Annotated in this window: 13 protein-coding genes and 5 pseudogenes; 4 read left to right on the top strand and 14 right to left on the bottom strand. The window is 63.5% G+C overall.

The window, feature by feature from the left end; all coding sequences use genetic code 11:
• Positions 1–568: 568 nt before the first annotated feature.
• Positions 569–775: a cold-shock protein gene (locus I6F16_RS34685; RefSeq protein WP_036008407.1), complete on the bottom strand. Its 207-nt coding sequence runs from the start codon at positions 773–775 to the stop codon at positions 569–571.
• A gap of 116 nt (positions 776–891) precedes the next feature.
• Between I6F16_RS34685 and I6F16_RS34680 the strand changes: the two genes are divergently transcribed.
• Together I6F16_RS34680 and I6F16_RS34675 are read left to right on the top strand one after the other, a co-directional pair.
• Positions 892–1,116, top strand: coding sequence for a hypothetical protein (locus tag I6F16_RS34680; protein ID WP_225174434.1), 225 nt, complete (start codon positions 892–894; stop codon positions 1,114–1,116).
• Between the two features lie 105 nt (positions 1,117–1,221).
• Positions 1,222–1,980, top strand: coding sequence for a class I SAM-dependent methyltransferase (locus tag I6F16_RS34675; RefSeq protein WP_050992071.1), 759 nt, complete (start codon positions 1,222–1,224; stop codon positions 1,978–1,980).
• Positions 1,981–2,018: 38 nt separating this feature from the next.
• Here I6F16_RS34675 and I6F16_RS34670 read toward each other — a convergent pair.
• The 12 genes and pseudogenes from I6F16_RS34670 to I6F16_RS34605 form a co-directional block, all read right to left on the bottom strand.
• Positions 2,019–2,458: pseudogene (locus I6F16_RS34670) on the bottom strand (hypothetical protein).
• Positions 2,459–2,636: 178 nt separating this feature from the next.
• Positions 2,637–2,861 (bottom strand): annotated as a pseudogene (locus I6F16_RS34665) (4-hydroxybenzoyl-CoA thioesterase); the annotation flags it as partial.
• 459 nt (positions 2,862–3,320) lie between these two features.
• Positions 3,321–4,208 carry a hypothetical protein gene (locus I6F16_RS34660; RefSeq protein WP_225174433.1) on the bottom strand — a complete coding sequence of 296 codons (888 nt, stop codon included), beginning with the start codon at positions 4,206–4,208 and terminating at the stop codon, positions 3,321–3,323.
• Positions 4,205–5,752 carry a hypothetical protein gene (locus I6F16_RS34655; RefSeq protein WP_225174432.1) on the bottom strand — a complete coding sequence of 516 codons (1,548 nt, stop codon included), beginning with the start codon at positions 5,750–5,752 and terminating at the stop codon, positions 4,205–4,207. Before I6F16_RS34655 ends, I6F16_RS34660 begins: the two co-directional genes overlap by 4 nt.
• Positions 5,753–5,945: 193 nt before the next feature.
• Positions 5,946–6,944: a polyprenyl synthetase family protein gene (locus I6F16_RS34650; protein WP_225174451.1), complete on the bottom strand. Its 999-nt coding sequence runs from the start codon at positions 6,942–6,944 to the stop codon at positions 5,946–5,948.
• A 154-nt stretch (positions 6,945–7,098) separates the two neighbouring features.
• Positions 7,099–8,442: a cytochrome P450 gene (locus I6F16_RS34645; protein WP_225174431.1), complete on the bottom strand. Its 1,344-nt coding sequence runs from the start codon at positions 8,440–8,442 to the stop codon at positions 7,099–7,101.
• Complete coding sequence (locus I6F16_RS34640) at positions 8,442–9,287, bottom strand: SDR family oxidoreductase (protein ID WP_036046362.1); 846 nt, start codon at positions 9,285–9,287, stop codon at positions 8,442–8,444. Before I6F16_RS34640 ends, I6F16_RS34645 begins: the two co-directional genes overlap by 1 nt.
• Positions 9,288–9,291: 4 nt before the next feature.
• Positions 9,292–9,582, bottom strand: coding sequence for a ferredoxin (locus tag I6F16_RS34635; protein ID WP_225133389.1), 291 nt, complete (start codon positions 9,580–9,582; stop codon positions 9,292–9,294).
• A gap of 1 nt (position 9,583) precedes the next feature.
• Positions 9,584–10,873, bottom strand: a complete 1,290-nt coding sequence (locus I6F16_RS34630) for a cytochrome P450 (protein WP_225174450.1) — start codon at positions 10,871–10,873, stop codon at positions 9,584–9,586.
• 81 nt (positions 10,874–10,954) lie between these two features.
• Complete coding sequence (locus tag I6F16_RS34625; protein ID WP_225174430.1) at positions 10,955–12,157, bottom strand: cytochrome P450; 1,203 nt, start codon at positions 12,155–12,157, stop codon at positions 10,955–10,957.
• A gap of 850 nt (positions 12,158–13,007) precedes the next feature.
• Positions 13,008–13,176: pseudogene (locus I6F16_RS34610) on the bottom strand (IS256 family transposase); the annotation flags it as partial.
• 69 nt (positions 13,177–13,245) lie between these two features.
• A pseudogene (locus I6F16_RS34605) lies at positions 13,246–13,605 on the bottom strand (transposase); the annotation flags it as partial.
• A 1,064-nt stretch (positions 13,606–14,669) separates the two neighbouring features.
• On the opposite strand from I6F16_RS34605, the gene I6F16_RS34600 reads away from it, so the two are divergent.
• Complete coding sequence (locus I6F16_RS34600) at positions 14,670–15,995, top strand: DUF3422 domain-containing protein (RefSeq protein WP_036008464.1); 1,326 nt, start codon at positions 14,670–14,672, stop codon at positions 15,993–15,995.
• Positions 15,996–16,142: 147 nt separating this feature from the next.
• Positions 16,143–16,406, top strand: a pseudogene (locus I6F16_RS34595) (transposase); the annotation flags it as partial.
• A gap of 33 nt (positions 16,407–16,439) precedes the next feature.
• Here I6F16_RS34595 and I6F16_RS34590 read toward each other — a convergent pair.
• On the bottom strand, positions 16,440–17,630 hold a 1,191-nt coding region (locus I6F16_RS34590; RefSeq protein WP_225174429.1), incomplete at its 5' end, for a thioesterase domain-containing protein.

The following is a 17,630-nucleotide window of genomic DNA, read 5'->3' as shown; positions in this document are numbered from 1 at the left end:
GCCGCTCTGAGTGTAGCTCAAAGATAACAATCACGAGCACGCTGGATGCCTGATCCGCCCTTTCAATGTGACCTATCGGCCGGCGCGAGGCCTTTCCCTGAACGGCGCAGAGGTCACGACATATTAGCCGTGCAGCCCGGGGAGGATCTCGTGCAGGACGGCACCCGTTAAGAGCTCGAGGGAGAAAAAGAATCGGATGAGCGACAATAGCAACCTCGAAGACAGAACCATCGAAGCGATACGCACTATCGCGAGGCCCTCGCCGTGGTCGACGGCCTGGAGCGAAAAGAACGTTCCGCGCATCGAGCGCTGACCAGGATACTGCCTGAATTGGGGCGCGCCTTACGCAGCCAAGACACGCGGTGTCTTAAGAATAGCCGTAAGATCGGCTCGGCAGCTGTCTCGCGGCAGAACGAAGCGTGGGCCAACCTAACTGAGGCGACCGCACATTTGGATTCAGCCCGCTCGACTTTGGCCGCCCTCGAGCGCCAACTGGGACATCTTCCAAACGTCTCAAGAGCGCGAGATTCGGACTAGCTCAAAGAACGCCAGGACGTCGAGCCCCGCCTCATCCTAGGCGGAGATTTTCTGCGGCTTGTTTGCCGCTGAGGTTCGTCACCAGCTCGTAGCTGACCTTCGCGCCTTCAACAAGCGAGGTATAGCCCGCCTTCTCTACCGCAGAGATGTGCACGAAAACATCTTTGCCACCATCGTCCGGCGCAATGAATCCATAGCCTTTCGTCGGATTGAACCACTTAACAGTCCCTAACGCCACGTCATTTGCTCCAAAAGAAAAAACACCTTCTCATCTAAATCAATCAAGGACCGTGCGGCAAGTCTCTGCGCGAGGTGGCAAGGGATCTGTTGTCTCGCCTGGTCGTAGGCCTTGGAATGCCCGGCGTGATCGTCGTGCGAAGTACAAACACCTTGAAATCCGCCGATATTCAAGAACGACGACGCGAAGGTCACATTTTCTTCGAAAACCGCGTGCTAACTGTCGCTTGGTTGTCGCGGCCGGATGTACGCCGTGGCATCAACGGGAGCCCCGGCTTTCATGCCGGGGTTTTTCGTTTTCGGCGCGAGAAGTCCGGCCAAATCAAGACGCCTTTTGTGTAGCTTGATTTGAGTAGGATCATGACGCCTCGCAGCCCACCGCGACAATTCTGTTTTGATCTGCAGGAACCGTCCGGGGCAGAGCGAAAAGCCGAGTAGTAGGCAGACATGGCGCAGAATATTTACGACGATCCCGATTTCTTCGCTGGCTACGGCCAGTTGCCCCGACAGGTGCATGGGCTGGACGGCGCCCCTGAATGGCCCGCGATCCGGGCTATGCTGCCCGATCTGGGCGGCAAACGTGTCGTCGATCTGGGATGTGGCTTCGGCTGGGCCTCGCGCTGGATGCGCGAGCAGGGCGCGGCCTCGGTTCTGGGTCTGGATCTGTCGCAAAACATGATCGAGCGTGCCAGGAGAGACACAGCGGATACGGCCATCGAGTATCGCATCGCCGATCTCGACACGCTGGACCTACCTGAGACGGCTTTCGACCTCGCCTACAGCGCGCTGACCTTTCACTATGTTCAGGATTTTGGCCGCCTCGTGCATGTGATCCGCAAAGCACTGGTTCCTGACGGGCATTTTGTCTTTACGATTGAGCATCCGATCTTCATGGCAGCGGCGCATGCGCACTGGATTTCCGATGAGGAGGGCCGCAAAACTTGGCCGGTCAATCGATATTCCGTCGAGGGTGAACGTCGGACGGACTGGTTCGCCAAGGGCGTTCTGAAATACCACAGGACGCTTGGCACTACCCTGAATACGCTGATCAGCGCGGGTTTTCAGATTCGGCAGGTCGAGGAGTTTGCCCCGACACGCGAGCAGATTCAGCAGGTGCCGCAATTGGCCGAAGAACTGGAGCGTCCTATGATGCTGATTGTGTCTGCGTCCACATCGATCGCCGGTAGTGCTTCGAAGTCTTTGTAATATACGGTCTGACTAGGTCTTGCCGGCCAGTACTGATGTCAGCCCCGCGTCACGCGTTGTCTTGCTGGTTCGTCTGCGGCCATCCCGGTGAAGCGAACCAAGGCCGTGTTGCTGACGGCAACAGTCCCGACGACTGCGAAAACCGTCTGCCACGGGGGTGAAGATATCCCCATCTGGGCGATTCCGTGCGTCGCGCTGTAAGCGGCGAAGGTAGCAGGCGCGACATAGATGAGGATGATCAAGATTCTAAGCCAAGTCCATGGGAGGAAGGCGAGCGCGAGTTGGCCAATGCAAATGGTTGCACCGCCCGCCATGAGCCTTGCTACTGCGCCACCGAGCACTCCGGCGCCGGTGTGGAAGGTCCAGGTGCCGATCGTCAGGCCAACGAAGAAGGGCAGTGCGAAGACAGCGAGCGTAAACAGCAGCCAGCAGAAAAAGCCGATGCCGACGAGGCAAGCAGTGGTCCGAAGATGATCATGGTGGTGGTCTCCGTGAGATAAAAGTCTGACGGTCGCGCCTTCCATACGTGATCGGCTAGAATGGATAGTGAGTCGATGTGCGGTTGGGCGGCCGATCTGGCGGAGTTCAAGGGCACACCAACCGCTCGCTGATCACCATGCTGGAGATTGCCGGATGTGGTGCTGCTGCACGACGGAGGAACGGGCAACGAAGGCGAAGCCTGGCGCATCGTTCCGCGTTTCCTTGAGCAGCGCCTTCTGATTGGTGCCGAGCAGGCGCAAGTAATTCGTTCTGCCACGTTCCATGAAACGCAAAAAATTTGCGTGATAAACAATCTGGCCGGCGTCGGTATCTTCAAAGTAGACACGGACCTGCATGTAGTGCCGTCCGTCTCGAACTTTGCCGTCAAGAGAGACTGTCACAGCGCGGTTCCTCTTATTGCGCGTACAGGGACACTTGTCTCACACAGAGGCGGTCTTCTGAGCAAGCGCCAAAATCTTGAGCTTGGCTCGAGCTGCCGGAAGCTGAGTCATGGGCCTGAATGCGGCAGGCGTTGCGCTGCTGACGTCGACTTCGGACGAATATATCGAAGATCTATCGTCAACGCGTATTGCGGGCATCCAACCACAGCGCGCACAAGAACGTAAGCGGAGTTCTGCTGCTGCCGAAGCCGCATCTCTGGGATTTCGCGATGAGCGATGGCAGCCCCTTTCATCGGCAATCCATAGACCAACTATCCACTTCCCAAGGACTCTCTACCACTGCGTATTACATGGTGGACAACGAGGGCATCCGTCGCATCGGGCGACGGTGTTGCGTCGGATCGGACCGACGGCAGCACGCGCACGCCGCCGCATCCCGTGCGTTCAGGCCGGCGCACATTAGCCTCCTCCCACAGCGTCGCTGCGGTAGCGGCTCGTCGAGGTCTGGTAGTACTGCGCGCGGATGGTCGCCATGGCCTCGATCAACGGTGCCCAGGGCGCAGGAAAGCGTTCTTTGGCTATCACCCGATCCAGCATGCGCGTATGCCCGGCCAGCTCGTCGTTCAGGAACTCCACCACAGGCATAGCCGGATAGCGCTGCAGCAGCAGGATCGCCGCGTTGTCGGCTTCGCCGGCCGAGCTGTCCATGTCGCGTCCATGCAGATCGTTCTGCAGACGCCCTATCACGGAGATGAGCCGCAGGACCTGGCGAAACGCCGGACGCACGCGCAAGGTCGCCATGTCCAGTCCCCACAGCAACGACAGGCAACAGAACACGTTCGCGTAGGCGATCGAATCGATGCCGTTGTGCAGGTACTCGGCGTAGGACCAGCGTCCAGCCCCTGCCGCCTGTGCGTGTCCAGCGCGCAGCGCCGCGCAGTAGCACCGGGTATCGTCGAGAAGCTGAGCATAGTCGCGACGATCGTAGGCGAGCGCGGCCAGCGAAGCGCGCAGCACAGCGCAACCCTCGAATCCGGGGAGCGCGCACGGCACGCCCTGCCCCAGTGCCTGCTCCACCGCGGCGAGCTGCTCCGGCGCGATCAGGCCAAGGTCGTTGCAATCGTCGAGCCAGAACAGCAGCGCCAGTTCGCGATAGAACGCCACGGTCAGCGTTTCGTCCTGCGGATCGCGGCCGGTGCGGGCGCTGATATCGTGCAGGCTCGGGTGGATGCGCTGCAGGATGTACTGGCCGCCCCTGACCGCTTCCACGGCGTGCTCATCGGCGAACCCGGTCAGGGAACGCCCCCACTCCAGCACCTGCTGCAGCGCGCGTTCGGTCTGAATCATGGCGCCGCTCCTGTTCCCTCGGCCAGGACGTGCCGCCCCCAATGAAGCGCCAGCCACAACCCGGCGAGTTCGGCCACGCGCACGACCCGGGTGGGGCAATACAGTTCCTTGCCGATCCACAGCGGAGTCTGCGGCAATGCATGCGCCGCATGGCGGGCGAGCATCCACTCCAGCGCACGCGCCACCGCCTGCGCAATGCGCCGCCGCCCTGCCGGCTCTTCGCTCCCGTCCATCACGTGCAAGGCGAACAGCGCATAGGCAGTTTCCTCGAATGTGGACGCGCGACCGGCGCCCCAGCCGCCGTCGTCGCGCTGCGCCTGCAGCAGCGCCGCCAGCGCGCGCTCGTCGCGCCACCGCGGCTTGCCTTGCGCCAGCGCTGCGACCGCATGCGCGGTGGGATACAGCCACGAAACGTGCCATTTTTCGTTGTCCCAGAGACCGTGCGGGTTGCGATTGGCCTCGACGTAGGCGCTGGTGCCGGCGGCGGGCTTTCCCAACAGTCGCAACGCATGCAGGGCATGGATGTTGGTCGACACCGAGGCATTGCGCTCGCCGGGGAAGGTGACGAACAGCTCGCCGATTTCGAAATGGCGCAACGCATCGAACGCCCGGGCGCGGCCTGCAAGGCGCAGGACGCACAACGCAACGGCGGTGTCGTCCGCATCTGCCGCGAAGTGCACGGCCGGGCCCAGACCGCGCACGCCCAGGCAGGCATCGAGCTGCGCGACGATCACGCGCACCGCCCCGGCGAGCGCGGGATGCGCGAACAGACCGGCCAGATGCAAGGTGTACAGCGACCAGCATGGCTCGAACACATTGATCGGCCAGACGTTGGGAACGACACCTTCGATGCCGCTGCGCGTCGCTCGCGATGCCGCCTGCAGATACGCGTCGGCGCGCCCGACCTGCGGCGTGCTCCCCTGTGTCACGGCGTGCGCACGCCACGCGGCGGTGGCCGCCGGACTGATGCCGATGCTGCCGTCATCATCTGGCCATGCGGTGGTCGGCGACGCCCCCCAGGCTTCCCAGGAGTGCAGCAACGGATGGCCGCTCGGCAACGTCGCCACGGCCCCCAGCTTGACCCGCGCTTGCCGCAACGGCAACAGCGCCGGGTGGCGCGGAAACGCCTCGCCGCCCGGCAAGGATGTGGCCTCGTCGCAAAACCGCGGCAGGATGAGCTCCGCGCCGATCGGCGCGTCGTCCGGCACCGCATGCGCATAGGGATCGGGCTGGCGCTGGAGGAACCGCGTTGCAGCCTGGACAGCGTCGGCAGCGCCGGGAAGAGAGTCGACACGCTGCAAAGCCAGCAACGCCGCCCACGTCGGCGCATGACGGAACAGCGGGAAGTCCGCGCTTCCCCATCCGCCATCGGCCTGTTGCTGCGCGATGAGCCACGCGTATGCGTCCTGCCGACCGGTGACGTTGCCGTGGAACTGCAGAGCTCGCGCCGTGTCGTAGACGGATGGACCGACGCTGCCGCCATCGCGCATCTCGCTTAGCAGGTGGCGCAATTCGGAAAGGATCTGTTCAGCCAGCGCGTTCACGCGGGATGTTCCTTCTGCAGACGGTTGACGGGAACCAGATCGGGCAGACGCCGCGCACGTCGCCGCAGGCCCGTCGCGGCCGTGCTGGGCAACCGCTGCGATCGGCGCCGCGGACTCGGACACAGTGCAGCATGCACCGCTGCCGCCGGCCGATCGCAGCGGCACAGGGCCGACGCCATGCGGACGGGTGCGCTCATGCGCATGGCGCGTGCTTGAACAGATACGCGTTGGCCCGCTGCAGGATCTGCGCCAACCGTTCCGCACGCGGCCCCAACGGGGCGACGGCCTCCCCCGCGTCGCGCAACAGATCCAGCACGAACTGGCGCGCTGCCTGCAGCCCCATGATCGACGCGCAGGTCGGCTTCCGCGCCGCCGCGTCCTTGCCGGGGGTCTTGCCCAGCGTCGCGGTATCCGCTGTCGCGTCGAGAATGTCGTCGATCACCTGCAACGCCAGGCCGAAACAGGCGCTGTAGCGATCGAGCGCACAGTACAGCGCAGCGTGCGCGGCATCCTCCGCGATGGCGCATAGCGCGCCCATGCGAACGGATGCGCGCACTAGCGCTCCGCACTTCATCCGGTGCATCACCAGGATCCTGTCCAGCTCGACGTGCTTTCCAACCAGCGACAGATCCATGGCCTGCCCGCCCGCGGCACCCTCGGCGGACACCGCCTGCGCCAGTTCGCGCACGAGCGCGATACGGTTGTCGCCCGGCGCATCCAGGCTCGCCAGGGTCAGGAAGGCGTGCGCCTGCAGCGCATCGCCGACCAGGATCGCGGTGGCTTCGCCGAACTTGACGTGCACGGTCGGAAGGCCGCGGCGAAGCACGTCGTCGTCCATCGCGGGCAGATCGTCGTGGACCAACGTACAGGCGTGCATCATCTCGATGGCGGCACCGACGTCGTCGAGGATGTGCGCCGGCGTGTCGGCCAGTGCGCCGGCAGCCAAACAGAGCAAGGCGCGCGTGCGCTTGCCGCCATGCAAGGTGGCGTAGCGCATCGCCGCCATCAGCTCGGTCTCACCGTCGTCTTCGGCGCAGAGAAGACGCGCCAGCGCCTGTTCGACCCGCTTTGCGCCGTCCTGCATCCAGATCTCGGGCAGCAGCCTGCCGGATGCGCCGCGCGCCTGCGCGCCCAATCCGCCGTTCGCGGAAACGCCAGCTCGGTCGTCGTTTGGCGTGGAACCGGTCTGCATGTTGTTCATGTCCTTGTACCTGCCAGGAGACGGCCACGGCGAGCGGCGAGCCGCCGCGGTGTTGCGGGCCTCGCACCGAGCGCGCGGGCCGAGTGCAGCAATGCCGCGCGTCGCCGGCGCCGCTGCCTCACCACACGGGGCATGCGATGCCAGCTCATGAGAATCCGATGCGGATAGTCATGGACGGATGTGCGGTCGGGTAATAGCGCCGGCCTTTTTCGACGCCGCTCAGCAACCGCGGTCGCACCCCGGCCTCGTGCATGGTCAGCGCCAAGGCGATACAGAACTGCACCAGTTCCAGCCATGCCAGGTGGTAGCCCATGCAGACGTGTGGGCCGGTACCGAACTGCAGCATGTCCACCGGCCGGATGGGTTCGGTGCGTTGCAGCCACCGCGCCAGCCGAAACTGATCGGGCGCCTCGTGCAGCAGCGCCGAGGTCGAGAAATGCAGCAGCGGGATGCACAGATCGGTGCCCGCAGGAATGCGCCGTTGGCCGAGTCGCAATTCACGCAGTGCGCGACGCACTAGGAGCGGCGTCGGCGGATGCACGCGCAGCGTCTCGCGGAACAGCGCCTCGGCGACCGGACACTGCACCAGGTCCGCGTGCCGGGTCGGCACCCCGCCTACGCGTTGCGCCTCCTCGACCAGGGCGTCCCACAACCCAGGCTGCCGCGCTAGCTCGATCACCATCCAGGCCATCGTCGAGGCGGTGGTGTCGTGACCACCAAGCAGCAGCAAGCGGATATTGGCGACCAGAACGTCATCGGAAAGCGCATCGTCGCTGCGATCGAAGGCGCTCACCATGTCGTTGATCAACCCGGTGCGCGAGGCATGTTCGCGCGCGGCGCGGACGAACTCGCGCAACCGCGCATCGATCCAGTCGCGGGCGGCACGGCCGCGCCGCAAGGGCAGTCCGGGCAGGTCGACCGGGGGCGCGATGATCAAGTGCAGCAGTTGCCGGTACTTGCGATGCCATCCCGGCAGGTCCTGCGCGGGGATTCCCATGAGACTGAAGATGAGCTTGAGCATCAGATCGCCGGTTTCGCGCAGGATGGTGACGTCGCCCTGGTCGCGCCACCTCTGCACGCGCGCCCGGATGACAGGCGCGAACAGCTCGCCGATGCCGGCCTGTGTCAGCCCCTTGGGCAGAAGCGCCGCCTGGATCGCATCGCGCGCCTGCCGGTGCGCGATGCCGTCCTGGGCGACCAACGTTCCGCCAAACAATTCGGGCGCGATGTCTTCGATCAGCGCCGAGGACACGTCCTTGTGCCGGAGCAGTGCGAGAGCATCCGGATCCATGCAGGTCATCAGGTGGCCGACAGGGCCAAAATCCAGCCAGAACTGGCTACCCAGCCTCCGTTCCGCGCGCCGCAGCAGGCGCGGCAGGTCTCTGGCGATGGCGGGAAGATGCCCGACCAGCGGGAAAGCGCCGGGCACGACCGGGATGTCGTGCCGCAGCCGATGCCGACGGTTCAGCGGGTTGAGCAGCATGTCCATCAGCAGCGCGGCGCCGCGTCCGCTTCGGCGGTCTCGCCGGCAGGCCGCGCGGCGCGGCTGTTGCCACCGTCGGCGTATGTCGGCACATGCGCCAGCATGCCGCCATCGATGCACACGACCTGGCCGGTGATGAACGCAGCATCGTCGGAGAGCAGGAACGCCACCAGCGCGGCCACGTCCTCGGGGCGGCCGACGCGCGGCAGGAGCTGGTGGCGCCGCAGATGCAGTTGCATGCACGCGTCCAGCTTGGCGAGGAGTCGCTCAGTCATGATGAGACCCGGCGCAACCGCATTGCAGCGGATCTGCGCATGACCGTACTGGGTGGCGAGTGAGGCCGACAGCATGTTCATCGCCGCCTTCGACGCGGCGTAGGATGTCAGCGCGGTGTCACCGCTGAGCCCCTGGCACGACGACATGTTGACGACCGCGCCACCGCCGCGGGCGATCATCCGGGGGATGGCCTGCCGGCAGCAGAGCAGCGTGCCACGCAGATTGGTCGCCATGGTCTGATCCCAGACCGCTAGGTCCAGCTCAAGGATCGCGCGGTCGCGCGGGGTCAGATGCATCGCGCTCGCGTTGTTCACCAGCAGGTCGACCCCACCAAAGTGCCGCTCCGCCGTCTCGAACAGCGCTGCCACCGCCTGCGCATCGGCGATGTCGATCGCCAGGGCGAGCGCGTGGCCCGCTTCGGCCGCGATCTGCGCGGTGCAGGCGATAGCCGCCGAGCCCTCAATGTCGGCCACCACCACTCTGCCGCCCTCGCGCGCGATGGCGAGGGCGCATGCCTTGCCGATGCCGGCGCCGGCGCCGGTCACCACGGCCACTTTGCCTTCAAACCGTCCCATCGTGTCATCCTAGATTGTGCTGGTCTTTCGCGGCATGCCGCTCGGCCTCCGCTGGAGAAGGCGCAGGGTCGGCGCCGGCGCGCTCGCCATCGCCAAAGTCGCTTTCGATGACCCGAATGGCGGCGACCGGGCACTGGCTGGCCGCGAGCCGCACGGCGGCGTGCAGCGCCTGCGGGACCCTCGCCACGCACACTTCGGCCACGCCGTCCGGTTCGCGCTGGCGAAAGGTGCCCGGCAGCGTCAGCACGCACTGCCCGCTGGTTCCGCACAGATCCTGGTCGACCGTGACGCGCATCTCAGCTCCCGTGCGCATGCAGCCGCACCGGCAGCGCGCGGAACGTCCGAAGGAATGCCGAGGGCTCCCGGGTCGGCTGCTCGGCCAATGCCAGCGTGGGGAAGCGGGCCTGGATCCGCGGCAGGCTCTCGGCCAACTGCACCCGGGCCAGTTGCGCACCGAGGCAGAAGTGAATGCCGTGGCCGAAGCTCAGCATGATCTTCCCGTCGGTCGACATGCCTGGACTGGTGCCGTAGAACCGCGCGGGATCGAAGCGATCGGGATCGGCGAAGGCGTCCGGGTCGCGATTGCCGGACGCGATCAGCACGCGCACGTCCGCGTTCTTCGGGATCACCACGCCGCCCAGTTCGATGTCACGCTGGGCGATACGCGGAATGGAGCTGAACATCGCGGGCGCGTCGCAGCGCAGGACTTCTTCGACGAATGCCTTCACCCCCGCGGCGTCTGCCTGCAGCCAGTGCCGCTGTTCGGGATACGCCAGCATCGCCAGGACCGCATGGTCGATGGTCGCAGCAGTGGTGGCGAAGCCGCCCAGCAGCATGCCCCACAACATGCTGACCAACTCGGCATCCGACAGCGTGTCGGCATCATCATCATGTGCGCCGACCAGCATCGACACGATGTCGTGGCGGGGATCGGTGCGCTTGCGCTGTATGAGGCAGCTGAAGTAGGCCTGCACTCTGGCACTGGCCGCGTCCGCCGCGGTGAGTTGGGGATCGCTGGCGTGCGGGCTCAGGCCTTCCAGAATGCCGCCGATGCCGGCGGCGAGCCCGAAAATGTCGTCCTGGGGCATGCCAAACAGTTCGGCGAAGACCAACATGGGCAAGGTCAGCGCGAATTCCCGATGCAGGTCCACCGCCTCCCCGCGCTCCAGCGCGGGCGCCATGCCGTCCAGTCGCGCAGCGACGATGCGCGCTATGCTCGGCCGCAGGTTGTCGATCTGGCGCATGGTGAAATCGCGCGAGATCAGCCGGCGCAGACGCGTATGCGTCGGTGGGTCCTTCATCGCAAGCGTGGACGCCAGCAGATTGAGCGACAGGCTTCTCGCCGCACGCGGGAAATGGCGCGCCAGTTCGCCAGGCGCCGGTCCCCGAAACGCATCGCCCGTGGCCTTGAACACCCAGGAGATATCGGCGTGGCGGCTCAACAGAAAGAGGCCCGACGCCGCGCGATGCACCGGATCGTGCTCGCGCAACCACCGCATGAACGGATACGGGTCGTGGATGCGGGTTGGCGACGCCAGTTCGGCGAAGGCGTCCCGGCATGCTGCCGTGGTTTCTTGCACGTTGATGGTTACCTGTTGGCTGGCTGATCTGACGGGCGCGCGCCAGGCGCGCCGACAGTTGCGGAGAAGATCGCGATCCGCGGCGCATCACCAGAGCACCGGGAATTCCTCGAACCCACCAGTGATGATTTCCTTGCGCAACTTCAATTCTTCGGGCGACACGGCTAAGCGCAGCGCGGGAAAGCGCTGGAAGATCGAACCGAACACCACCTTGAGTTCCAGCCTGGCCAGCGCCGCGCCGATGCAGGAGTGAGACCCGGAAGAGAACGCCAGGTGCGGCTCTCCGTCGCGTCCGATGTCGAAGATTTCCGGGTCGACGAAATGGCGCGTATCGAACGACGTCGCCGGCAGGCCGACCAGCACCTTGCTTTCCGGGGGAATATGCACGCCCGCGATGGTCACATCGGTCCTCGGATAGCGCATGATGCCGTCCCAGCCCGCGCCCGGCGGGTACATACGCAGGATTTCCTCCACCGCCTTGTCCACCAGCGATGGATCGCCGACCAGGCGTTCGCGCTGTTGCGGATGGCGGAACATGGCCAGCAGGCCGAATTCGATCTGCGCGACGGTGCTCTCGTGGCCTGCCACCAGCATGCCCGCCGCCAGGCCGATCGCCTCTTCCTCGGTCGCCTTGCCCTGGTCAACCGCCGCGAGCAGATCCGTTAGCAGGTTGTCGCCCGGATCCTGGCGCTTGTCCCGCATCTTGCCGCGAATGTAGGCGCGCAGTTCTTCCCAAGCCAGGCGCGACGCGCTGCGCGGGCCGCTTTCATGCTGGTGCGTCATCACCTCGTCGGACAGCCCGGCGAACAAGGCGTGATCCTCGTAGAGCACGCCCATCAGCGCGCTGATGACCATGGCCGGAAGGGGAAATGAGAGGTGGCGCCGCAGGTCGGCGGGCTGGGGCTGGGCCGCCAACGTCTCGAACAACTGCGCGGCGATCGCCTCGACATGCTGGGCGAGCAGCTTCACCCTGTGGTTGCTGAAGGCCGGTGCCACGATCGTGCGTAACCGGGCATGCTCGCCCCCCTCGTGCGAGACCAGCCAGCCCGGCGAACCGAGAATCACCGAATCTGGGGTGAATGCCGCCGGCGGCATTCCCGCGGGCCGGAACGCCGCGTCACACAGCACCGCCTTCACCTCGTCGTAGCCTGTCACCCACCAGCCTTCGTGCCCGGACGGGAAGCGCACGCGGTGGATCGGACCGTTGGCGCATAGCGCCAACATCTCGGGCGAGGGCTCGATGTGATCGACGCGCCACATCGGCAGCGTCGGCAAGGGTTGCACGGACATGGTGGCACTTCACTCTCTGAGCGATGGAAGGGCGGAAGGTGACCGGCAGGCGCTGCGGGCAGCGAATGACGTAAAACGGCATGTAGACGACGTCCTCCGCGGCGATGATCAGCGCTAGATCCTCCAGTCGCACGAACAGCGCGGGGACGGCGCATCGCAATTGCAGGCGGGCCAGCGCAGCGCCCAAGCAGAAATGCGGCCCGTGGCCAATCGACAGGTGCGGGTTGTGCCGGGTGACATCGAACCTGTCGGCATCGCCATAGATCGACTGACCGCAGGGATTGGTGAAGGAGGTTCGACCGTACCTGTCCGCCAATATAGCCCCCGGACCAGTCCCACACCGCCGGTGGTAGTTTCACTCCGGGCTCAAGGTTCGCCGTTTTGGTTGCACCGCTTGCGACGGGCCCAATTGTTGCGGCTTCCAAAAGAAGCACTCTAGATCGCATCCAACACTTGCCTGCATTTCTCAGTCAACAACCGAGCGCCAAGTCACTGCCACAGCAAACCGTCGGAGGGGACCAGACGCGAACGCGGCGGTCGGTCCCCGAAGACCATCGCAGTGCGATTGGCGACGATGCCGTGAACAGAGCAAATCGCGTGCCGAAGTGAATTCGCAGGCTCAGCAGACACTTCGTAGCGGCGCGTAGTGTCAGGTTTCTGGCATTGAGTCTTAATGTCGACAACCGGCCCAGCAAGTGCCCGACAAAGGCCTGCTCTCGCGCTGAGAATGCGGGGCAGCCCTTGCGCGAATTTCAAGCATGCGGATTGGCTGCAGCAGGTGTGGTTCGCCGGAAGCCACTCCGATGTCGGCGCTAGCTATTACGGAAAACGAAGTCCACCTCTCCTAGCGGTTGCGCTGCGCCAGCCGCTCGGGATCCTCCTGGCCGTAGGCCGCTCCGGTCTGGCCTTGCACTTCCAGCTCCATCAGTAGCTGGGCGGCAAGCCGATCATCTCCCGCCGCAGATCCGCATCAGGGGTCTTCTCCACGAGCGTCCGAGGTTCATCATCTCGTCGGGCATCGGTAGTTCCTCGAATCAGGTTGGTGTCAACAACCCGACCCTACCGGCGAATCGCCGGACCACCGGCCAGCGCGGACCTTTGGTCCCTTCGCCGGACGCCGAGCGGTGCCAGGCCTTCTTGGGAAGGCTCTGCGCGATCGCGGAGGCGGTGCCGGCGACAGGCTGCTGCTTGCCCCAGGAACGAACACGTGATTGTAAGAACTCCAGATCATAGCCTTTTCCCGCCTTGCGCAGCAGGGTTTCGATCTCACCCGTGCCATACACGCTGTCCGCGGCCGCGAACGAGAACGGCACCTTTGCGGCGACGGCGCGAGCGACCATTCGACGCGCGATCTGCGGCTCCGTCGCAAAGCCCGCATCGATCGGGACATGCGCCGCTTTCAGGCGAGCGGGGTCGTCCGTCCATTCATTTGGCAGATAGAGCGCCCGGACTTGTTGTTGCCGGTCGTCTTGAAGGTGCCGATGGTCGCCATGGTAGTCCTTCTTGGCCTCTGTTTTCCGAGCCCGCACTTTGCGGCCTCGATGGTGATCGACAGGCCGGAGGCGATCGACGGCGCACCCCGCAGGGGCTCGACAGCAAAGGAGTAACTTTCTTGTTTCTCGAGGAATGACGGCGCAGGCGGCAGGGGATGAACGTTGTGACGCCTCTGTTGCGCCTTCGGCCAGATCCACCGATCGAAGAGGCCACTTCGTGCGCTCGATCCGAAACAGAGTTGACATCAACGAGAACGTGGCGATCCTCGCGTCCCGCAAAGACCGGCGCGAAACCGGATCTCGGCCGGATGGCTACGACGAATCAAAACCTCCGCGACCGCACTCGAGCAATACGCCCGCCAAGTCGAGTCGGCCGTACTTGTGATCCGCCGCTATTCGGTCGATCGCTCACGACATTCACCACGTATCTGCCTCACTGCGGTCGAGCCGCGGCGCTGCACTGCCCTGAATGTCACCTCAAAAAACGATGACGGCGTGCGCTCCGGCTGCGTGATCACGTCAACCTCACGCGACGGAACATTATCAGCCCATCGGCCAAGCCTTGCCCGCCTGGTCCGGGCGCGGTCAGTCGCCGCCTCTGCATGGGCAAATCCGTCCACAGCATGGCGTCTCAGATAATGTAGCCGCTTGGCGAGCGATCACGGTGCGAAGCAGGCAATTTCCTGTGGCCTGCGCCCCGTACGCATCCTGTCAGAATACAAGCGCGCTTCATGTCTAAAACCTGCCTCCAACTGTCTTCGAAAGCCACATTGCGCCAAAGGACACGAGCATGCCCCTTCTACAGTGCTGGCCCAAATCCTGCACCGCCTCTCCGCGTCAGGGCGCGGCGGCAGCAAGATGGGAGTCGTGTTTGGGCCTCGATCTGTCAATCGACAATGTGGTTGCCGCACCGGAGGTCGCCTGTCTGCACCCCGCTGGCGGAACGGAGGACGCTCCTGCTTGCCACGGCCTCGCGCGGCTGACGGTTGCTTGCTCACCCTGAAGAGAGGCGTCAATACATGGTCGATGAATTGGATCTGCGAACCTTCACGCCACATCCGCAACGCGACGCCGTGCTCGGCGAAGTGCACGCGCGCCCTTTTACGCGCCTTGTTTCGCCATTCAGCGTGATCCACTTGGCTTTTCTTGCGCAGGGTGAGGCGGCCACAAGCGATCGCTGCCGCTTTATCGATTTTTGCCTCGAGCGCAATCTTCCGCCACCTGAGCAATCGGCGAAACTTCATCAGATTGTCATCGGGCCCGCTATGCTACGCTGGGAGCAGCATTCGGAATTCACAACATTCACCTGGATCTGGAGTAACACAAATGCTTCCACCGCAGACCGATTTGACAAAGTTGATGGTACCGTCCGATCGCTGATCCGCGCGTTGCGTCAGACCGGACAGTTGCTGGTCGCGATCAGGCTAGAAGTGGAGCAGGACGCCTCGCCGACCAGGCGCGCCGAACAGGTTTTTGACAAGAACAGCCTGGCCATGGTTGCCACAAAGAGCGGCGCAGGCGTTGCCGCCTCAGACTTCCGCGTAGACGAAAAAGGCTTTACGAAAATCCTCGTCTGCGACCTCGGATTGACGTCGCACGATCTCGGAGCGCTGGTGCAACGGCTCCTGGAGATCGAGACCTACCGTCCACTGGCGCTGCTTGGCCTGTCGGCGGCCCTTGAGCTTGCACCTTCCGTTGATCGCATCGATCGCCGGCTTGTTGAGGCGCTCGAAAAAATGCAAAGCGGTGAGGGGCTGCAGTTCAACAACCATCTTCTTGCTGAGCTGACGGCGCTGGCCGCCTCCTTCGAAAAAGGCGCGACCGGCAGCCTGTTTCGCTTCGGCGCCAGCAGGGCCTACAACGAGCTGGTCCAATCGCGACTGTCCATCATTGAAGGCAACGATGTCTCGGGCTATCCAACCTGGTCGTCGTTTCTGGCGCGCCGCATGGCGCCCGCAATGCGAACCTGCGCGACCGTAGAGGATCGTCAGGCAGCTCTGTCGGTCAAGCTCGCGCGTGCCGCCGATCTGTTGCGAACCCGTGTCGACGTCGAAATCGAACGACAACATCGTGACCTGTTGCAGGCTATCAACGAGCGCGCGAGACAGCAACTTCGGCTGCAGTGCACGGTCGAAGGATTGTCGGTCGGGGCGATAGGATATTATGTGGTCAGCTTGTTTAGCTATCTTGCCAAGGGCGCGCATGACGTCGGACTGCGAGTAGAGCCCTCGTTCCTGACCGCAGCCTTCGTGCCGATCGCGGTCGGCGTGATCTGGCTCGTGAGTTACAATGTCCGAAAGCGACACCTCAAGCACGACAACGCGCCCTCGGTTGCTTGCGACTGAAGCTCCTTAAGGGAATCGGTGCGTCCATCCTGCGAAGCTCGCATGGTCGGTGAGACGCCGCCGCAAGATCGCAGCCGGCTCCTGCGCAAGTATCTCAAGCTGGTCCGCCAACTGGTTAACGCCGAAATAAGCGCGAAGCGATATACCTTTGCGCGCGAGCCGCTGATGGCGTGGTGCGAGGACAACCACGTGGATTATCTGTTCGGGTTCGCCCGCAACACGCGGCTACTCGCCATGATCGCGGACGAACTGACGGCGGCCCAGGCTACGGCCGAGAGGACCGATCAACCCGCACGCCGCTTCAAGGACTTTCAGTGGAGCTTCAAAATGAACGCCTTCTGGGCGCCCGAAAACTTCGAGCCTTCATCGTTCTTCGCTCCTCCCGGCCGGGGAAATCGCGAAAAACTCTAACCAAAAATGGTCCAGTTCGCCGGCGGCCTCAGATCACGTCGGTGAGCTATTTAAGGCTCTTGATAACGAGCGTGCCAGGACTTTGCGGTTTTCTGGAGTGTTCATCATCGTCGCGTGATTGCCTGGAATCGGTGTGGTATCAATGGCCGCTGCACTCAAAACCCTGTCCCAGCCTCGCATCGGCGAGCTCATCTCTGGAGCTATTGAGCTCTTGTCTAGTCGTGCGCGACAACTTACGGAAGAATCCGTCGCGTAAAACTGATGTACCTCAATTGGCAGCGACGGAGCCCGATATAGCTGCAGCGCGCTTTGAAACTGCTCAATTCTCTCGTACATCAAAGCATCATTGTGATCCGGAGGTATAGCTCCTATTTGATGAGCCTTCTCAATTAGTTGAGCAATTGAACTGTGCCGTGCAAAGCGCTTTAATAGTTTAAAGTGCTCGTCCTCAAGGGGTTCAAGAGTTTCCAGCACCACTTCGCATACCATCTGGGTGGGCGTCATGCCGGCTGGCTTTGCGGGTAGCCTAACATCAATGAACGCCATAAATGAGACAGTTTCATTGAGGCTCAGTAAGTGCTCGGCTATGGCGTAAGCCAATATTCCGCCTGATGAGTATCCAGCAAATCGATATGGACCCCGGGACCGTATCTCCCTGATCGCCGGAATGACTTGCGAGGCTATCGCTTCAAGAGTTGGTGAACAAACTTCCCTGAAAGAAGGCCACGGTAGACCATAGATTGGACAGTCCGCGTCCATTTCCTCCACCAAGTTGAGGATATAGGAACAATCTCCTAAGCCTGTCGGAACAAAGAACAGCGGCGGCTGAGATCCGGTTGCGCGAACACAAATCACTCCCGGACTACTGGGCTGTGGCTCCAAATGAACCTTCAATGCAAGTTCCTTCAGAACAGGAGCTTGGAAGAGATCGGCGGCGGTAAACTTGAACCCGGCATCGAGCGCTCGACTGAGAAGCCGCACCGCTAGCAGTGAGTGCCCGCCCAGTTCGAAGAAGTCGTCGTGGCGTCCGACCCGCTCAACACCCAGAAGCTCGGCCCAGATCTGTGCCAGCGTGGTCTCGATCTCGCCTTGCGGCGGCTCATAGGCGCGATGCGCATACGCCTCATCGTCCGGCGCAGCCAGCGCCTTGCGGTCCAGCTTGCCATTCACCGTCAGCGGCAGCGCCGCCAGCCGCACGAACGCCGATGGCACCATGTAGTCCGG

Origin of the sequence: Bradyrhizobium sp. IC4060 (assembly GCF_020193715.1) — a bacterium.
Taxonomy (GTDB): domain Bacteria; phylum Pseudomonadota; class Alphaproteobacteria; order Rhizobiales; family Xanthobacteraceae; genus Bradyrhizobium; species Bradyrhizobium yuanmingense.
Note: the sequence above shows the minus strand (reverse complement) of the source record. Positions and strands in the feature narration are given on the sequence as shown.

What these genes read in the sequence shown, in the direction of transcription:
- I6F16_RS34680 (WP_225174434.1), top strand. Translation starts at nt 892, where the DNA reads ATGCCCGGCGTGATCGTCGTGCGAAGTACAAACACCTTGAAATCCGCC.
- I6F16_RS34675 (WP_050992071.1), top strand. Translation starts at nt 1,222, where the DNA reads ATGGCGCAGAATATTTACGACGATCCCGATTTCTTCGCTGGCTACGGC.
- I6F16_RS34660 (WP_225174433.1), bottom strand. Translation starts at nt 4,208, where the DNA reads ATGATTCAGACCGAACGCGCGCTGCAGCAGGTGCTGGAGTGGGGGCGT.
- I6F16_RS34650 (WP_225174451.1), bottom strand. Translation starts at nt 6,944, where the DNA reads ATGCAGACCGGTTCCACGCCAAACGACGACCGAGCTGGCGTTTCCGCG.
- I6F16_RS34645 (WP_225174431.1), bottom strand. Translation starts at nt 8,442, where the DNA reads ATGGACATGCTGCTCAACCCGCTGAACCGTCGGCATCGGCTGCGGCAC.
- I6F16_RS34640 (WP_036046362.1), bottom strand. Translation starts at nt 9,287, where the DNA reads ATGGGACGGTTTGAAGGCAAAGTGGCCGTGGTGACCGGCGCCGGCGCC.
- I6F16_RS34635 (WP_225133389.1), bottom strand. Translation starts at nt 9,582, where the DNA reads ATGCGCGTCACGGTCGACCAGGATCTGTGCGGAACCAGCGGGCAGTGC.
- I6F16_RS34625 (WP_225174430.1), bottom strand. Translation starts at nt 12,157, where the DNA reads ATGTCCGTGCAACCCTTGCCGACGCTGCCGATGTGGCGCGTCGATCAC.
- I6F16_RS34600 (WP_036008464.1), top strand. Translation starts at nt 14,670, where the DNA reads ATGGTCGATGAATTGGATCTGCGAACCTTCACGCCACATCCGCAACGC.